Origin of the sequence: Clostridium putrefaciens, from assembly GCF_900461105.1 — a bacterium.
Taxonomy (GTDB): domain Bacteria; phylum Bacillota; class Clostridia; order Clostridiales; family Clostridiaceae; genus Clostridium_L; species Clostridium_L putrefaciens.
In genome coordinates, this window is the sequence record NZ_UFWZ01000001.1 from 307,032 (window position 1) to 321,547 (window position 14,516).

Here is a 14,516-nt window from a genome sequence, read left to right on the forward strand (position 1 = left end):
GGCTGTGAAGAATAATGATATGCTTTTAGGTCTAAGTGATTATGATGTAAAAAAGAGAATTAAAGAAGGTAAGGTTAATAAAAATATGAATACCTCATCAAAGAGTGTATGGAATATAATAAGTGGGAATTTATTCACATTATTTAATGGGATAAACTTAATTCTTTTAATAGTTGTAATTGCAGCAGGATCAGCTAAAAATGGACTTTTTGCAGGGGTAATATTAACTAATTCTCTTGTAGGTATAATTCAAGAGCTTAATGCGAAAAGGGTGGTTGAAAGGCTTTCTATGCTTAATGCTGTTATGGTAACTGTTATAAGAAATGGTGTTAAAGATAATATAGCTGTAGAAGATGTGGTTTTAGATGACGTTATATTCCTAAGTGAAGGTGAACAAATAGTTGTAGATTCAGAGGTTTTAACTGAGCAGTGCCTTGAAGTTGATGAATCTCTTCTTACAGGAGAGTCTGAATTTATTAAAAAGTGTAATGGAAATACTGTACTTGCAGGAAGTTTAGTCCTTGGAGGAACTGCACTTGTTAGAGCTACCCATGTAGGTCCTAACACTTATGCAGCAAAACTTGCAAAGGAAGCAAAGAAGTTTAAACTTGCTAAATCAGAATTACAATTAATGATGGATAGGATATTAAAGGTTACAATAAAGATTATAATACCTATAGGAACCTTGCTTATATTAACTCAACTTATAAATACGGATAGAGACTGGAAACAAGCTGTTATAAGCGCTGTATCAGGAGTTGTGGGAATGATTCCAGAGGGACTTGTACTTCTTATAACTACAGCATTTATAGTATCTATAGTAAGGTTATCTAAGTGGAAGACATTAGTTCAGGAGTTACCAGCTACAGAAATATTAGCAAGGGTTGATACCTTATGCTTAGACAAGACTGGAACTATAACTGAAGGAAAATTAAAGCTAGAGGAAATAGTACCGTTAAATAATAATGATGTGAAGTCTATAGAAGAGATTTTAAGTGTTATATCTACATCTTTTGGTAGTTCTAATGCAACTTTAGGGGCAATAAAAGAAAGATATAGCAAAAATAAAGAAGTTAAAATAAATAAATGTATTCCTTTTAGTTCAGCTAAGAAGTGGAGTGGAGTTGAATTTGCTACAGGTGAAAAGTGGTTAATAGGAGCTCCTGAAATTATTCTTGGAGAAAAGTATGAAGAATTTAGAGAAGTTGTAGAAATTGAAGCCAAAAGTGGCAGGCGGGTTTTAGTATTAGCTAAAATAATTAGCGGAGAATTAACAGATGAATTGTCTAAAGATGTGGAGGTTGTATCTCTTATATTATTTGAGGACATAATAAGGGAAGATGCAAAGGAGACTTTAGAGTATTTTGAAAAACAAAAGGTAGACATAAAGATAATTTCAGGAGATAATCCTGTGACAGTATCCTCTGTTGCTAAAAAGGCAGGATTAAAAGATGCAGAAAACTATATAGATTCAAGAAAGCTTCCTGAAGATGAAGAGGAATTAGCAAAGGTAGTAAATAAGACTACTGTATTTGGTAGAACTACCCCTCATCAAAAAAAGGCTATAATAAAAGCTCTTCAAAGAGATAAAAAGACTGTAGCTATGACTGGAGATGGGGTAAATGATGTATTAGCATTAAAGCAAGCAGACTGCGGTATTGCTATGGCATCTGGTAGTGATGCATCTAAGGCTGTAGCTCAATTAGTCCTTTTAGACTCTAATTTTAATGCACTGCCCCATGTAGTAGCAGAAGGAAGACGGATAATTAACAATATAGAAAAAGCCTCAAATCTCTTTTTGACTAAGATGATATATTCAATTATTATGTCAATAATATTTTGCATACTATTTATACCTTATCCTATAATGCCAATACAACTTACTTTAATTGGAAGTATAACGATAGGAATACCATCATTTTTCTTAGCCCTAGAGCCTAATTGCGATGTGGTAAAACAGGGCTTCTTTAAAAGGGTACTAAAAGAATCTATACCTAATGGGGTAGCTGTTGCTATGACAACAATTATAGTATTTCTTATTTCATATTATAATAAGCTACCAATTGAGCAGTGTAGAACACTTGCAGTTATAGTTATGGGAGGAGTTAGCCTCATAGTGTTATTTAAAGCTTCTACACCATTTACAAAGGTAAAGCTAGGCCTAAATTTAGTTACCATATTAGTCTTTATATCTACTTTAATAGTTCCTATATCAAGAAGATTCTTTATGATTTATAGTGTAAACTTTTATTATTTAATTCTAGCATTAATATTAATAATCATATCTCCATTAATCATGAAATTCACAAAGATTTTAGTAGAGAAACCTTTACAGAGGCGCTTTGGGTAATAATTACATTATGTTTAGTCTTAATCCATGATAGTATTATACTATACAAAAAAGGTGCACCTTTGAGGTACATCCAAAAAAGAGGCTGCACCTCAAAGGTGCACCCATAATCTGGAATGGGAAGGAAGTAGATATATGATAAAACTTATAGTAACAGATATGGATGGAACATTATTAGATGATAAAGGTGAGATGCCTAAAGATTTTAATGAAGTTTTCAAAAGTATTATAGATAAAGGCATAAGATTTGGGGTTGCTAGCGGAAGGCAGTATTATACATTAAAACATGCCTTTAAAGATGTTAACCACGATTTAGTGTATATAGCTGAAAATGGAGCTCTTGTAATGTATGAAGGCGAAGAGCTTTATTCAAATATAATAGACAAGGATTATATTAAAGAAATTTTAAGAGACATGGAAGGGGTCAAAGATGTTTTCCCTGTGCTTTGTGGAAAAAAGTCGGGATATATAAATACAGACAATGAAGAAATATTAAAACATGCTAAAAAGTATTACAGAGAACTTACTGTTGTAAAAGATCTTAGTGTGGTAGAAGATGAAATATTAAAGATTGCTACCTTAGATTTAAGGGGAGCTGCAGAAAATATTAATAAGATAATTTTCCCTAAATGGAAGGATAGACTTAAGGTTACCGTATCTAGTTTTGAGTGGTTAGATTTATATAACCTAGATGCAAATAAAGGCGAGGCTATAAGGCTCATCCAAAAGAGGTTTAATATAGATGAAAAGGAAACGGCCGTATTTGGTGACTATTTTAATGATATAGAAATGCTTGGAGCTGGTTATTATAGCTATGCTATGGAAAATGCACCAGATGAAGTAAAAAGCCATGCTAGATTTATAGCTAAAAGTAACAAGGAAAATGGAGTTTTAGAAAAGATAAAAGAAATAATATAAAATTAAAGGATGACTTAAATGTCATCCTTTAATTTTATTGAGAAAATAGGCCATAGGCCCTATTTCATTATGTTTTGTGGATTTCCTTTAAGATATTTTGTTATATTTTCAAAGGTTATATGGGCTCTTCTTGTAATGGCTTCCTCTGTTGCAAAAGCTATGTGAGGGGTAACTATGGCATTTGAACAGCCTAATAATGGATGGGTTTTAGGTAGAGGTGGTTCTACTGTAAATACATCAACTCCAGCACCAGCAATTATATCATTTCGAAGGGCTTCTGCTAGGACTTCTTCATCTACGATAGGTCCTCTAGCTGTATTTATAAGTATGGAGGAAGGCTTCATAATAGAAATTTCATCTCTTCCTATTAGACCATTAGTTTCTTCGTTTAATGGAACATGAATAGATACAATATCACTATCTGAAAGTAAGGTTTCAAGAGATACATATTTAATTCCTGAATCTATTAAAGATTTCTTTTCAGTGCGGCTATGAGCTAAGATGTTACATCCAAAGACCTTAGCTATTTCAGCTACCCGAGTGCCAATAGAACCAGTGCCTATAATACCTAAGGTTTTCCCATAAAGCTCATTTTGACTAAATCCATCTTTGTTTTTACCTTCCCTTGTAGCCTCATTTAAAGGAACTATATTTCTAAGCACAGAAAGTATAAGTCCAAAGGTAAGTTCAGCTACAGAGTATGTACTATAGCCAGCGGCATTACATACCATTATATTGTTTTTCCTGCAAGTTTCCATGTCTATATGATCCACGCCAGTAAAGGCTACGGAAATCATTTTTATATTAGGATTTGAAGCTATAGCCTTTGCATTTAGGGGCATATTAGCAACAATTAATACATCGGCTCCTTCAATTCTCTCAATAAGTTCCTCTTCATTTTGTGGTCTACTTCCATAAGAAGTTATTTCGTGTCCAAGTTCTATTAAAGAATCTCCAATTTCTAAAAGTTCCTCGCCTGTAAGGCCTAAAGGTTCTAACACTACTATTCTCATTTAAAAATCCCCCTTATATAATTTGAGATTTCACGGAAACTCTTTAGCTCCTATGATTACTCATTTTTAGTATTATAACTTTTTATCATTTCCCCCACCCTTTTTACATAAAACACTTGAGAAATGTATAACTAAACTCAAGTTTTACATAGTAGGTTCCGTGGCCACTCTATATTTAAAAATATTATGATATAATTATATTATAATATAAGATTATGTAAATATGGAATGAACTTAGAAAGAATTAGGAGGAGATAGTTATATGATTAAGAAGTTAATTATAATAATTGCAAGTTTATCAATGGTTTTAATAGGATTAATTACATTTAATGATTATAGAGCAGATTCTACAAACAGTAACAATAAAGATGTACTAACTGAACCTAACTTAAGTCATTTAAATAATGAAAAGTCTATAAATAATGACTTTAATGTAAAAAGTATAATATTATATACAAAGGGTAATCTTAAGGAAATTTCTAAAGAAGACTATTCAGAGTTACTGAAACTTACAGAATTAAAAAATTCTCAAATTAAAGGACAAGTAAAAACTTTAATTTCTGAAGATAATTTAAATTCATATAAGAATAGCAATAGCATATTAGAAATTTTATTTAATGAAGATCAGATACTAAAGTATACAGAACTTGAAATCATATCTGAGATTCCATATACAAGAATACTTTATCCCTTAAATGATGCATTTAATATAGGTATTAATAATAATATGATTCTCATAGAAAATAAGGATTCAAATTTTCCAGCATCACAAGTATTACAATCAAAAGAAAACTCTCAAAAATTATTAAATCTACTTAAAATAAATAAGTGATCTACATATATCTAAAATATATAAATTATAACTATGAATATTATAACTCTAAAGTATAATACTTAAAAATCTATTATTAACATTAAGTAAAATATTAGGCTCAAGCATTACATTTTATACAATCTTACTGTATGCTTATAATTATACAATAAAATGATTCATGTAACAAAATCATAATTTGAATTGAAGATAGTGTTAACTAATCTATGAAAAAACAGATTAAAAATTTTAAGATTTAAATTACACTTTCAAAAGTGAAAATGTGCTCTAAAATAATGAGGTGTTATTTTTTCTTTCACCAGAACTTTTAAATTTATTCTGGAAAATTAAAAAAGAGCAACAAGAATACACCTTTGTTTACAAGAAAGAATACTCCGGAATTGGTTGGAATGAGTGCATTTGCATATAATACTGAAGCAAATTTGATGATGCCTGATTTAATATTTAGACTGAATACCAATGAAAATATTAATAAAATCTATTTGTGGAAGTTAATTAATCATAGCTTGTTTAGAGAAAATATAAAATCTTTATCAAATGGTTCATCGAAATCAATGTCTAATATTTCAAAGCAAAGATTAATGGAGTTAAGTGTTCCAATACTACCAATAGAACTTCAAAACCAATTTGCAAACTTCATTAAACAAGTCGACAGATTGAAATTTGAAATGGAGAGCAGTTTAAAAGAGCTGGAGAATAACTTTAATTCATTAATGCAAAAAGCCTTTAAGGGTGAATTGTTTAATTAGGCATGTGAAAATAAAGAATAGGCAAGGAGTGATGCAGTTGTGAGTATTGAAAGCATTGAATTAAAAAACTTTACGGTTTTTAATAATTTAAAAATTAAATTTTCAAAAGGCATAAACGTAATGATGGGTGAAAATGGAACAGGGAAAACACAATTGCTTAAAGCAATTTACGCAGATATTGAAATTTCTAAAAGTAAAAATATAAATGATATTTCAAAATATTTCAAGTCTGTTAATATCAATAATGTTTTTTTTACTAAGCAACTTAAACCATTATTTTTAGAAGTAAAAGCTTCAAATAGTAAAAATAGTTCAGATAAAGAATATTTAATGGGTAAACTAAATTTGAATATTAATGGAGTAAATTCAACCTTTGGAAGTGATAATGAATGTTCATATGAAATATCATACCCAGAACAAGAAATGAATTGTACATTCATTCCAGCAAAGGATATGCTTACTCATTCAAAAGGACTAGTATCAATGGCTGATAAATTTAATGGATTCCCTTTTGATAAAACATTAATTGATATTATAAAAATAGCTGGGCAATGGCAGCTAAGAACCCCACCTAAAATTGCGTTGAAAGTGTTGCCAATTCTTGAGAAGATGATGGATGGTAAGGTGGTCATTGAAAATGAAGAGTTTTATGTGAAAAAAAATAATGGTAATATGGTTGATTTTGCAGTTGAAGCAGAAGGGTTAAAGAAAATAGGATTGTTATGGCAACTCTTAATGAATGAAAATATAACAGAGAACAGTGTTCTTTTATGGGATGAGCCAGAAGCTAACATTAATCCTAAGTTTATTCCAGATTTAGTAGAAATATTGATTGAATTACAGAAAAATGGAGTTCAAATTTTTCTTACAACACATGATTATATTTTTGCAAAATATTTTGAAGTTAAACGTTCTGAAAATGATGAAATTATGTATTATTCGCTATATAAAACTCATGATGGTGTAAAGTGTGAAAATAGTATTAATTTTGGAGATTTAAAAAACAACACAATCATGGATACTTTTATTCAATTATACAAAGATGAAGTTGAAAGAGCTATGAAATAATGGTGCATATAAATGAATCAAATATGATTTTTGGCGATTTTGAGGAAGATAAAGTATTTGAAATTGAAAAATCTAAACTGCATAATAAAATAGGAAATGGAATAAAAGTTGTAGAGTTTCTTCTTTTAAGAAATGAAAATGAGCTAAATTTTATTGAAGCAAAATCAAGTTCGCCACAGCCCACAGAACAAAATGTTATACGTTTTAATGAGTTTATAGAGGAAATTTCAGATAAGTTTATACACTCTTTTAACTTATTTTATTCCACTATTTTAAAAAGAAATAAAGATTATGGAGAGATGAACAATAACTTTTTTAAATTGGATAATAGTCAAACAAAGCTAAAATTTATTCTTGTCATTAAAGATCATGAGATAGAATGGTTATTACCAATATCAGATGCATTAAAAAAGAAATTAGCATATCAGAATACCATTTGGAAAAGTGAAGTTATAGTAATGAATGATAAGATTGCTAGTAACTATAATTTAGTTAAAAGTGTTTAAAAATGATACTTTTAACTAAATATCTTTAGAGATGATATAGTAATCCAGAGTATTTAAAGTATTCCTACTTAGAAGGAAGATTATTGGCATAATAAAATTTTACATGTTTTAAAGTAGATAAAAATGGAAATAATACTACAATCTAAATTTTATGAAAGAGGTAGAAGGGTGTTCAGAGAAGTCTATTAAATATTATAAATCAACTATAGAAAATATGCTAAAAACATTAGATAAACCAGTTAAACATATTACAACAGAAGATTTAAGAGGATATCTAGCAGAGTACCATAAAAAAGGTAATTGTAGTAAGGTTTCTATTGATAAAGAAATGCCAATAGAACAGGTACAACAGCTTTTAGGACATCAAAAAATAGATACAACACTTCAATACTCAATGGTAAGTCAAAATAAGGATTTACTGGCTTTTTATCTTTACCATTAGCAAGTTTGTATTCATTTAAAAGTTGATTATATGTAACTAATATTGATATAATTGTACTCACAATGACACCTTCCTTTTTGGAGATTTTTGTTGGGGTAGATTACAACAATTATATCAGAAAAGAGGGGGTCATTGTTTTTTTTAGGTTTAAAATAGAACAAACTATTGCAATAGCAAGGATTGAAATAAATAAAACAAAGATGGTGTTAACACTATCGAATTGAAAGTGGGAGGATTATTATGAGAGTAAAAGGATATAATTTATTAGAAGAAATCACAAATGGTATTTTAATAACTTTAGCATATGCTTTCTTTAAACTTTTAGGAGATAAAGAATCATTGCAAAACTTATTTATGAGCATTTATGGAATAAAAAAGCCTGTTAAGAATAAAAGGTAAATAAGTAGTTAATAGATTTATTTCAACTTAACTTTAAGGTAATTTCAATATATATTTTTTAAAACATCGAAACTTAAATTATTTATAAAAATGTTTTTACTGGAGCTTATTTCAAAGTTTAAACTTTTCAAAAGTTTATTTACATTTCCTTTAAAAGTAAAGAAAAGAGGAGTATCTTTATTATCAAAAATTAAAAGATAAGGAGATTCATCTTTTGGAAGTATAATTACAACTTCATCGACAAAAGAATTTATCCATTGATTTTTTATTTCTAAAGGACTTTCTAAGGGAATCTTAATCATGTAGCCATTATCAGGTATAGGATTTAATTTAGAATAAACTCCAGTTATGTTTTTTAGGTGCTTTTTAGCTTCAGTTTGAATGTTTGAATTAGATTGGATGTTGCTTATAACAGATCCATTATCTACACTGAAGATTTCAATATTTATATTTTCAATAGATAAGGCTTTTATAGGAAAAGAAAGTATAATAATTAAAATAATAACCATTTTTTTTGACATCTAAATCACCTACCTTATATATAGTGTTTCCTGAAACTATTTAATATATCTTAAAATATAGAGTTATATTTACTTTATTTTATGGAATTATAGGAGATATATAATTAACTTATTTTATTATTAATATAAAGGTACATTATTTGTAAGGCCATAGAAGAGTTAAATAGTGTTTTGTGTTTTTATGAAGTTAGTAATATAATGTATGTAAACTACAATGAAGAAGGTGGCTAAATGGAAGTTCAAGTTTTTTTAAAGGATGAGAAAGAACCAGTTATTTATAAAGGTGATAGGATAGACGTTTTAGATTTTGAAATGAATGGAATTAAATACAAACAAATAAGATTTTTTAAAAAAGGATTTAGTAAAAGTGAATTAATTGAAGATGCTATAATAAGTAAGATAGTTAAAATATAGCGAAGTTATACTTTGGGTAACAAAATACAAGTTGCCTATAATAAATAATGTATTAAAGTATGCCTTCTAGATGTCATACTTTAATATAAAGATATACCCTATATCAAGGACTTTAAATAGCCTTGGCTGTAGGGTATATTTTTTATGGTTTATAAGAAAGTTTTAAGTCAATATAATTTATTAGAAGATTTTAAGGAAATAGAGCTCTCGTGTATATAAAATTCGGATGTATGCAAGATATAGATATACATAAGATTTAGATGCGAATATTATTTTTCATAAGCAAACTAACCTTAAATAAATAACTAATCAAGGAATAATAATATGAACAAGTAATGAATAGTAATAATTATTATTAATTACTATTCACATATAGAGGATTAGGTGGTATTATAATATTAAGTTAGGTGTGCCTAAACTTAAAATGTATAAAGGTGGAATAATTTGTGACTGATAATAAAGAAGACTATTTAAAGGCTGTTTATAACCTTGGAGGTAATAGAAAGCAAGTTAATAATAAAGATATAGCTAAAGTATTAGGGGTCTCGGCACCTTCTGTAAGTGAGATGCTTAAAAAGCTTTTAGATGAAGGATATCTTGAATATACTCCATACAAGGGTATAAAGCTTACGGAATATGGAGAAAAGGAAGCTGTAAATATTATAAGAAGGCACAGGTTATGGGAAGTATTCCTTGTTGAACATCTTGGATATGACTGGCATGAGGTAAATGAAGAGGCAGAAAAGCTTGAACATGTAACTAACTTAAAGTTAGAAGGGCGATTAGATAAATATCTTAATTATCCAAAGGCCTGTCCTCATGGTAGTCCTATATTTCAAAATGAAATAGGGCTATCAAGATACAGAACTCTAGATACTTTAGATGTAGGGGAAGAAAGCACAATAAGACGGGTGTTTGATGAAAGGAAGCTTTTACAATATGTAGATAGTCTAGGTTTAAGTATTGGAGATGAAATTAAGGTGTGGAATTTAGCTCCATACAATGGACCTATTACTTTAAGGATAAATGAGAAAGATATAATTATAGGAAAAGAAGCTGCAAATAATATTTTTGTAGATTAAAAGGAGGAATAATCATGAAAAAGGTATTAAGTTCTATATTAGTTTTATCTATTATTGCAATTTTTGTTTCAGGTTGTACATCATCAAAAGATGCTAGCAATACTGGTGATAAAAAGGGTAAATATAACGTTATTACAACAACTACAATGCTTAGCGATATGACAAAATCTATAGGTGGTGATTTTGTAGAGGTTAAGGGACTTATGGGTCCTGGAGTGGATCCACATTTATATAAGGCTAGTGCTGGAGATGTAAGTCTTATGCAAAAAGCTGACATGGTGGTATATAATGGGCTTCATCTAGAAGGTAAGATGGGAGAGGTATTCGAGCAGCTAGATGGAGGCGGAAAGCTTATCGTATCAGTAGCTAATGGAATAAAGGAAGAAAAGTTATTAAACTCACAGGATGCTTCTATTTCACATGACCCTCATATCTGGTTTGACGTTAACATATGGAAAGATGCATCTATAGAACTTGCAAAGGGACTTAAAAAGTTAGATAAAGAACATGAAAAAGAATATGATGAAAATTTAAAGAATTATTTAGTAGAACTAGATGAACTTGACGCATATATAAAGGAAAGAACATTAGAACTTCCAAAGGAAAATAGGGTGCTTATAACAGCACACGATGCATTTAATTATTTTGGAAGAGCTTATGGATATGACGTAAGAGGTCTTCAAGGGATAAGTACAGCCTCAGAAGCTGGAACTTCGGATGTAAGAGAACTTGCAAACTTTATAGTAGAACGTAAAATTAAAGCTGTATTTATAGAATCCTCAGTGCCTAAAAAAAATATCGAGGCTCTTCAAGAAGCGGTTAAAGCTAAAGGCTTTGACGTGAAAATAGGTGGAGAACTTTATTCTGACTCTATAGGAGATAAAGGAAGTAAAGCGGAGACTTATATAGGAACATTTAAGAGTAATATTGATACCATTGTAGATGCCTTAAAATAAAGCATAGGAGGATTTAAAGATGTCAGAAATAAACAAAGAAAAATTAGATGGAAAATTAGAAATGAAAAATAAAAGGTCACAAATGTTAAAAGGTGAAATGGATACAAATAATTATATAATAGAAGTAGAAGATATGACAGTAGCATATCAGGTTGTACCAGTTTTATGGGACGTTGATCTTAAAATACCTAAGGGAATCTTAATGGCAATAGTAGGGCCTAATGGAGCAGGTAAGTCCACCTTGATTAAGGCTATGTTAAATTTAATAAAACCAATCTCAGGCAAGGTTACATTTAATGGTAGGTCATATAAAGAAGAAAGAAAGAATATAGGTTACGTACCTCAAAGTGGCAGTGTAGATTGGGACTTCCCAACCGATGTATTAGATGTAGTACTTATGGGTAGATATGGGTCATTAGGATGGATTAAACGACCAACCAAAAAAGATAAAGAAAAAGCAGTAGAAGCATTAGAAAAAGTTGGTATGAAAGATTTTATAAATAGACAAATAAGTCAGCTATCAGGGGGACAGAAACAAAGAGTATTTCTTGCAAGAGCTTTAGTTCAAGAGGCGGATATATACTTTATGGATGAGCCATTTCAAGGGGTAGATGCCATGACAGAAAAAGCTATAATATCCCTTTTAAAAGAACTAAAGGATAGAGGGAAAACTGTAATAGTTGTTCACCATGATCTTCAAACAGTTAAAGAGTATTTTGACTGGGTAACTTTATTAAGTACTCAAATTATAGCAAGTGGACCTGTAGAAGAAGTATTTACAGAGGAAAATATAAATAAGACATATAAGAGCAAGGGTGAAATTTTAAAAAGGTAGGTGAGAAACTTATGGATATATTACAACTTATTTTAACAGATTATACATTACAAACAGTGTCACTAGGGGCAGCACTTTTAGGGGTAATAAGTGGCGTACTTGGAAGCTTTGCCGTTATAAAAAAGCAGAGTCTTTTAGGTGATGCAGTTTCTCACTCGGCCCTTCCTGGAATTGCTTTAGCCTTCTTATTTACACAAAGTAAAAAGATTGAAGTACTACTTTTAGGAGCACTTATAGCTGGATTTATATCTACATATTTAATTATAGCTATAGTTAAATACTCTAAAATTAAATTCGATAGTGCACTTGCTCTTGTATTATCAGTGTTCTTTGGAGCGGGCATTGTACTTTTAACTTACATTCAAAAAATTCCAAATGCAAATCAAGCAGGTCTTGATAAATTTATATTTGGGCAAGCATCTACATTATTAAAAAGAGATGTTAGAGTAATGGCCATTTTGGGGATTATATTAATATCTTTAGTGATAATCTTTTGGAAAGAATTTAAAATAATATCCTTTGATGAGGAGTTTGCTGAAAGTCTTGGATTCCCTATTAAAAGAATTAATATCTTACTTTCGGCTATGATAGTAACTTCAATTATTGTAGGACTGCAAACTGTAGGTGTTATATTAATGAGTGCCATGTTAATAGCACCAGCAGTGGCTGCAAGGCAGTGGACAGATAAACTTTCTTTAATGGTAGTATTATCAGCAATATTTGGCGCTATATCGGGAGTTATTGGAACTGTAATAAGTTCAGTTGTTCCTAAATTACCAACGGGACCTACTATAGTAATAGTTATAAGTGTAATTGTAATTATAAGCTTAACTTTTGCACCTAATAGAGGGCTTATATGGAAGTATTTTAGAAACAAGAAAAATGAGAAAGAAATAAAAGAATACTTTTATAAAAGACAAAAAGGTGAAAATCCTGTAAGTCCTATAAAAATAAATGTTATGAAGGAGGGGAAGTAAATGACACCACAATTAGAAATTCAAATTATAGCAGTAATGGTGGCGGTAGCATGTTCCCTTCCGGGGGTATTCTTAGTATTAAGAAAGATGTCTATGATGTCAGATGCTATAACTCACACTATATTACTTGGGATTGTAATAGCATTTTTCATAACTCATAGCTTAACCTCTCCACTTTTAATAGTGGGAGCGGCTCTTGTAGGGGTTATAACTGTATTTTTAACTGAAATACTTAATAGTACCAAACTTGTATCGGAGGATTCAGCTATAGGAATTGTATTTCCACTACTTTTCAGTATAGCAATAATAATGATTTCTAAATATGCAGGTTCAGTTCATTTAGATACAGATTCAGTATTACTAGGAGAGCTTGCATTTGCGCCATTTAATCGTATGAAAATAGGTGGAATGGATATAGGAGCTAAGGGTATGTATTCCATGGGAGCTATTCTTATTATAAATTTAATATTCATAATAGTATTTTTCAAAGAGCTTAAGGTAGTAACCTTTGATCCAGCTCTAGCAGCAGTTTTAGGATTTGCACCAGCCCTTTTGCATTATAGTTTAATGACTATAGTATCAATAACAGCAGTGGGAGCATTTGAAGCTGTAGGATCTATCTTGGTAATTGCATTTATGATAGGACCCCCTGTAACAGCATATTTATTAACCAATGATTTAAAAAGGATGATTATATTAAGTGCTTTAATAGGCGCCATAAATGCTATACTAGGCTACCAATTTGCACAAAGATTAGATGTATCTATAGCAGGATCTATGGCAGTCCTTACTGGAATAACATTTTTATTAGTATTTATATTTGCACCAGGTACAGGGCTTTTAACTATTATAAGAAGACGCAAGTCTCAAAGAATAGAATTTGCAGAAAAGTCCATGTTATTTCATTTATATAACCATGAAGGTGAAGAAAATGAAAAACGTGAATGTGGAGTTAACAGCATCCATGAACATCTTCACTGGGAACAAGGCTTTTTAAAATCAATAATAAAGGGTCTTAAACAGCAAAATAAGCTATTTATAGAAGATGACGTAATTAAATTAACAGATGAGGGAAGATCTTATGCTATAATGAGTTATAAAGAGATTGCTTAAATACTTAATATATTTATAATATTTAAATAGGATTATTTATAAAAATAGTCCTATTTTCGCATTACACAGCTTTAATAATAGGGTGAATTGTATTATACTGTATCAAAATCTATAATGTTACTTTAAAGAGCAGAATATTAATTTAAGGGGTATAACATTAGTAAATGTATACGAATAATATAATAAGGACCTTCAATGATAAAATAATTCAAGTATGAAGGTCCTTGACATAGGGATATATTACCACAAATTAAATGTATTAAATATAATATTTTACACAAATAGTATTGTAAAATATATATAACTATATATTTATATTTCATTGTTGGAAGGATGATATC

The 14,516-nt window shown here is 29.8% G+C and carries 16 protein-coding genes; 14 read left to right on the forward strand and 2 right to left on the reverse strand.

Annotated features, from left to right (window positions below; translation table 11 throughout):
- Positions 1 to 19: 19 nt before the first annotated feature.
- Complete coding sequence (locus DY168_RS01460; protein ID WP_242984145.1) at positions 20 to 2,350, forward strand: HAD-IC family P-type ATPase; 2,331 nt, start codon at positions 20 to 22, stop codon at positions 2,348 to 2,350.
- Positions 2,351 to 2,485: 135 nt separating this feature from the next.
- A complete protein-coding gene (locus tag DY168_RS01465; protein ID WP_115640156.1) occupies positions 2,486 to 3,268 on the forward strand; it encodes a Cof-type HAD-IIB family hydrolase in 783 nt (260 codons plus the stop codon).
- A gap of 59 nt (positions 3,269 to 3,327) precedes the next feature.
- On the opposite strand, the gene DY168_RS01470 is transcribed toward DY168_RS01465, so the two are convergent.
- Entirely contained in the window at positions 3,328 to 4,281 is a 954-nt protein-coding gene (locus DY168_RS01470; protein ID WP_115640157.1) for a 2-hydroxyacid dehydrogenase, read from the reverse strand.
- A gap of 262 nt (positions 4,282 to 4,543) precedes the next feature.
- Here DY168_RS01470 and DY168_RS01475 point away from each other — a divergent pair, with 262 nt between their 5' ends.
- The 6 genes from DY168_RS01475 (at position 4,544) to DY168_RS14565 (ending at position 8,277) form a co-directional block, all read left to right on the forward strand.
- Positions 4,544 to 5,113 (forward strand): hypothetical protein, encoded by a 570-nt coding sequence (locus DY168_RS01475; RefSeq protein WP_115640158.1) that lies wholly within the window; start codon positions 4,544 to 4,546, stop codon positions 5,111 to 5,113.
- Positions 5,114 to 5,502: 389 nt separating this feature from the next.
- Positions 5,503 to 5,862 carry a restriction endonuclease subunit S domain-containing protein gene (locus tag DY168_RS14885; protein WP_115640159.1) on the forward strand — a complete coding sequence of 120 codons (360 nt, stop codon included), beginning with the start codon at positions 5,503 to 5,505 and terminating at the stop codon, positions 5,860 to 5,862.
- Positions 5,863 to 5,901: 39 nt separating this feature from the next.
- Entirely contained in the window at positions 5,902 to 6,930 is a 1,029-nt protein-coding gene (locus DY168_RS01485) for an AAA family ATPase (RefSeq protein ID WP_115640160.1), read from the forward strand.
- Positions 6,930 to 7,436, forward strand: a complete 507-nt coding sequence (locus tag DY168_RS14510) for a hypothetical protein (protein ID WP_147291405.1) — start codon at positions 6,930 to 6,932, stop codon at positions 7,434 to 7,436. The genes DY168_RS01485 and DY168_RS14510 overlap by 1 nt, the downstream gene beginning before the upstream one ends.
- Positions 7,437 to 7,587: 151 nt before the next feature.
- Complete coding sequence (locus DY168_RS14890) at positions 7,588 to 7,878, forward strand: phage integrase N-terminal SAM-like domain-containing protein (protein WP_115640163.1); 291 nt, start codon at positions 7,588 to 7,590, stop codon at positions 7,876 to 7,878.
- A gap of 240 nt (positions 7,879 to 8,118) precedes the next feature.
- On the forward strand, positions 8,119 to 8,277 hold the full coding sequence (locus tag DY168_RS14565) for a hypothetical protein (RefSeq protein WP_172556229.1): 159 nt from the start codon (positions 8,119 to 8,121) through the stop codon (positions 8,275 to 8,277).
- A gap of 44 nt (positions 8,278 to 8,321) precedes the next feature.
- Here the strand turns inward: DY168_RS14565 and DY168_RS01505 are convergent, their stop codons facing one another.
- The gene (locus tag DY168_RS01505) at positions 8,322 to 8,798 is read right to left on the reverse strand and encodes a hypothetical protein (RefSeq protein ID WP_115640164.1); all 477 of its coding nucleotides are present in this window, start codon (positions 8,796 to 8,798) and stop codon (positions 8,322 to 8,324) included.
- Positions 8,799 to 9,029: 231 nt separating this feature from the next.
- Between DY168_RS01505 and DY168_RS01510 the strand changes: the two genes are divergently transcribed.
- The 6 genes from DY168_RS01510 to DY168_RS01535 all read left to right on the forward strand — a co-directional run bounded on the left by DY168_RS01510 (position 9,030) and on the right by DY168_RS01535 (position 14,175).
- Positions 9,030 to 9,212, forward strand: a complete 183-nt coding sequence (locus DY168_RS01510; protein WP_029452054.1) for a hypothetical protein — start codon at positions 9,030 to 9,032, stop codon at positions 9,210 to 9,212.
- 446 nt (positions 9,213 to 9,658) lie between these two features.
- On the forward strand, positions 9,659 to 10,294 hold the full coding sequence (locus DY168_RS01515) for a metal-dependent transcriptional regulator (protein ID WP_115640165.1): 636 nt from the start codon (positions 9,659 to 9,661) through the stop codon (positions 10,292 to 10,294).
- A 14-nt stretch (positions 10,295 to 10,308) separates the two neighbouring features.
- Positions 10,309 to 11,250: a metal ABC transporter solute-binding protein, Zn/Mn family gene (locus DY168_RS01520; RefSeq protein WP_115640166.1), complete on the forward strand. Its 942-nt coding sequence runs from the start codon at positions 10,309 to 10,311 to the stop codon at positions 11,248 to 11,250.
- Positions 11,251 to 11,332: 82 nt separating this feature from the next.
- On the forward strand, positions 11,333 to 12,085 hold the full coding sequence (locus DY168_RS01525; protein WP_423237243.1) for a metal ABC transporter ATP-binding protein: 753 nt from the start codon (positions 11,333 to 11,335) through the stop codon (positions 12,083 to 12,085).
- An 11-nt stretch (positions 12,086 to 12,096) separates the two neighbouring features.
- Positions 12,097 to 13,062: a metal ABC transporter permease gene (locus DY168_RS01530; protein WP_115640167.1), complete on the forward strand. Its 966-nt coding sequence runs from the start codon at positions 12,097 to 12,099 to the stop codon at positions 13,060 to 13,062.
- Positions 13,063 to 14,175, forward strand: coding sequence for a metal ABC transporter permease (locus tag DY168_RS01535; RefSeq protein ID WP_115640168.1), 1,113 nt, complete (start codon positions 13,063 to 13,065; stop codon positions 14,173 to 14,175).
- Positions 14,176 to 14,516: the final 341 nt, after the last annotated feature.

What these genes read in the sequence shown, in the direction of transcription:
- DY168_RS01460 (WP_242984145.1), top strand. Translation starts at nt 20, where the DNA reads ATGCTTTTAGGTCTAAGTGATTATGATGTAAAAAAGAGAATTAAAGAA.
- DY168_RS01465 (WP_115640156.1), top strand. Translation starts at nt 2,486, where the DNA reads ATGATAAAACTTATAGTAACAGATATGGATGGAACATTATTAGATGAT.
- DY168_RS01470 (WP_115640157.1), bottom strand. Translation starts at nt 4,281, where the DNA reads ATGAGAATAGTAGTGTTAGAACCTTTAGGCCTTACAGGCGAGGAACTT.
- DY168_RS01475 (WP_115640158.1), top strand. Translation starts at nt 4,544, where the DNA reads ATGATTAAGAAGTTAATTATAATAATTGCAAGTTTATCAATGGTTTTA.
- DY168_RS14885 (WP_115640159.1), top strand. Translation starts at nt 5,503, where the DNA reads ATGAGTGCATTTGCATATAATACTGAAGCAAATTTGATGATGCCTGAT.
- DY168_RS14510 (WP_147291405.1), top strand. Translation starts at nt 6,930, where the DNA reads ATGGTGCATATAAATGAATCAAATATGATTTTTGGCGATTTTGAGGAA.
- DY168_RS14890 (WP_115640163.1), top strand. Translation starts at nt 7,588, where the DNA reads ATGAAAGAGGTAGAAGGGTGTTCAGAGAAGTCTATTAAATATTATAAA.
- DY168_RS14565 (WP_172556229.1), top strand. Translation starts at nt 8,119, where the DNA reads ATGAGAGTAAAAGGATATAATTTATTAGAAGAAATCACAAATGGTATT.
- DY168_RS01505 (WP_115640164.1), bottom strand. Translation starts at nt 8,798, where the DNA reads ATGTCAAAAAAAATGGTTATTATTTTAATTATTATACTTTCTTTTCCT.
- DY168_RS01510 (WP_029452054.1), top strand. Translation starts at nt 9,030, where the DNA reads ATGGAAGTTCAAGTTTTTTTAAAGGATGAGAAAGAACCAGTTATTTAT.
- DY168_RS01520 (WP_115640166.1), top strand. Translation starts at nt 10,309, where the DNA reads ATGAAAAAGGTATTAAGTTCTATATTAGTTTTATCTATTATTGCAATT.
- DY168_RS01525 (WP_423237243.1), top strand. Translation starts at nt 11,333, where the DNA reads ATGTTAAAAGGTGAAATGGATACAAATAATTATATAATAGAAGTAGAA.
- DY168_RS01530 (WP_115640167.1), top strand. Translation starts at nt 12,097, where the DNA reads ATGGATATATTACAACTTATTTTAACAGATTATACATTACAAACAGTG.
- DY168_RS01535 (WP_115640168.1), top strand. Translation starts at nt 13,063, where the DNA reads ATGACACCACAATTAGAAATTCAAATTATAGCAGTAATGGTGGCGGTA.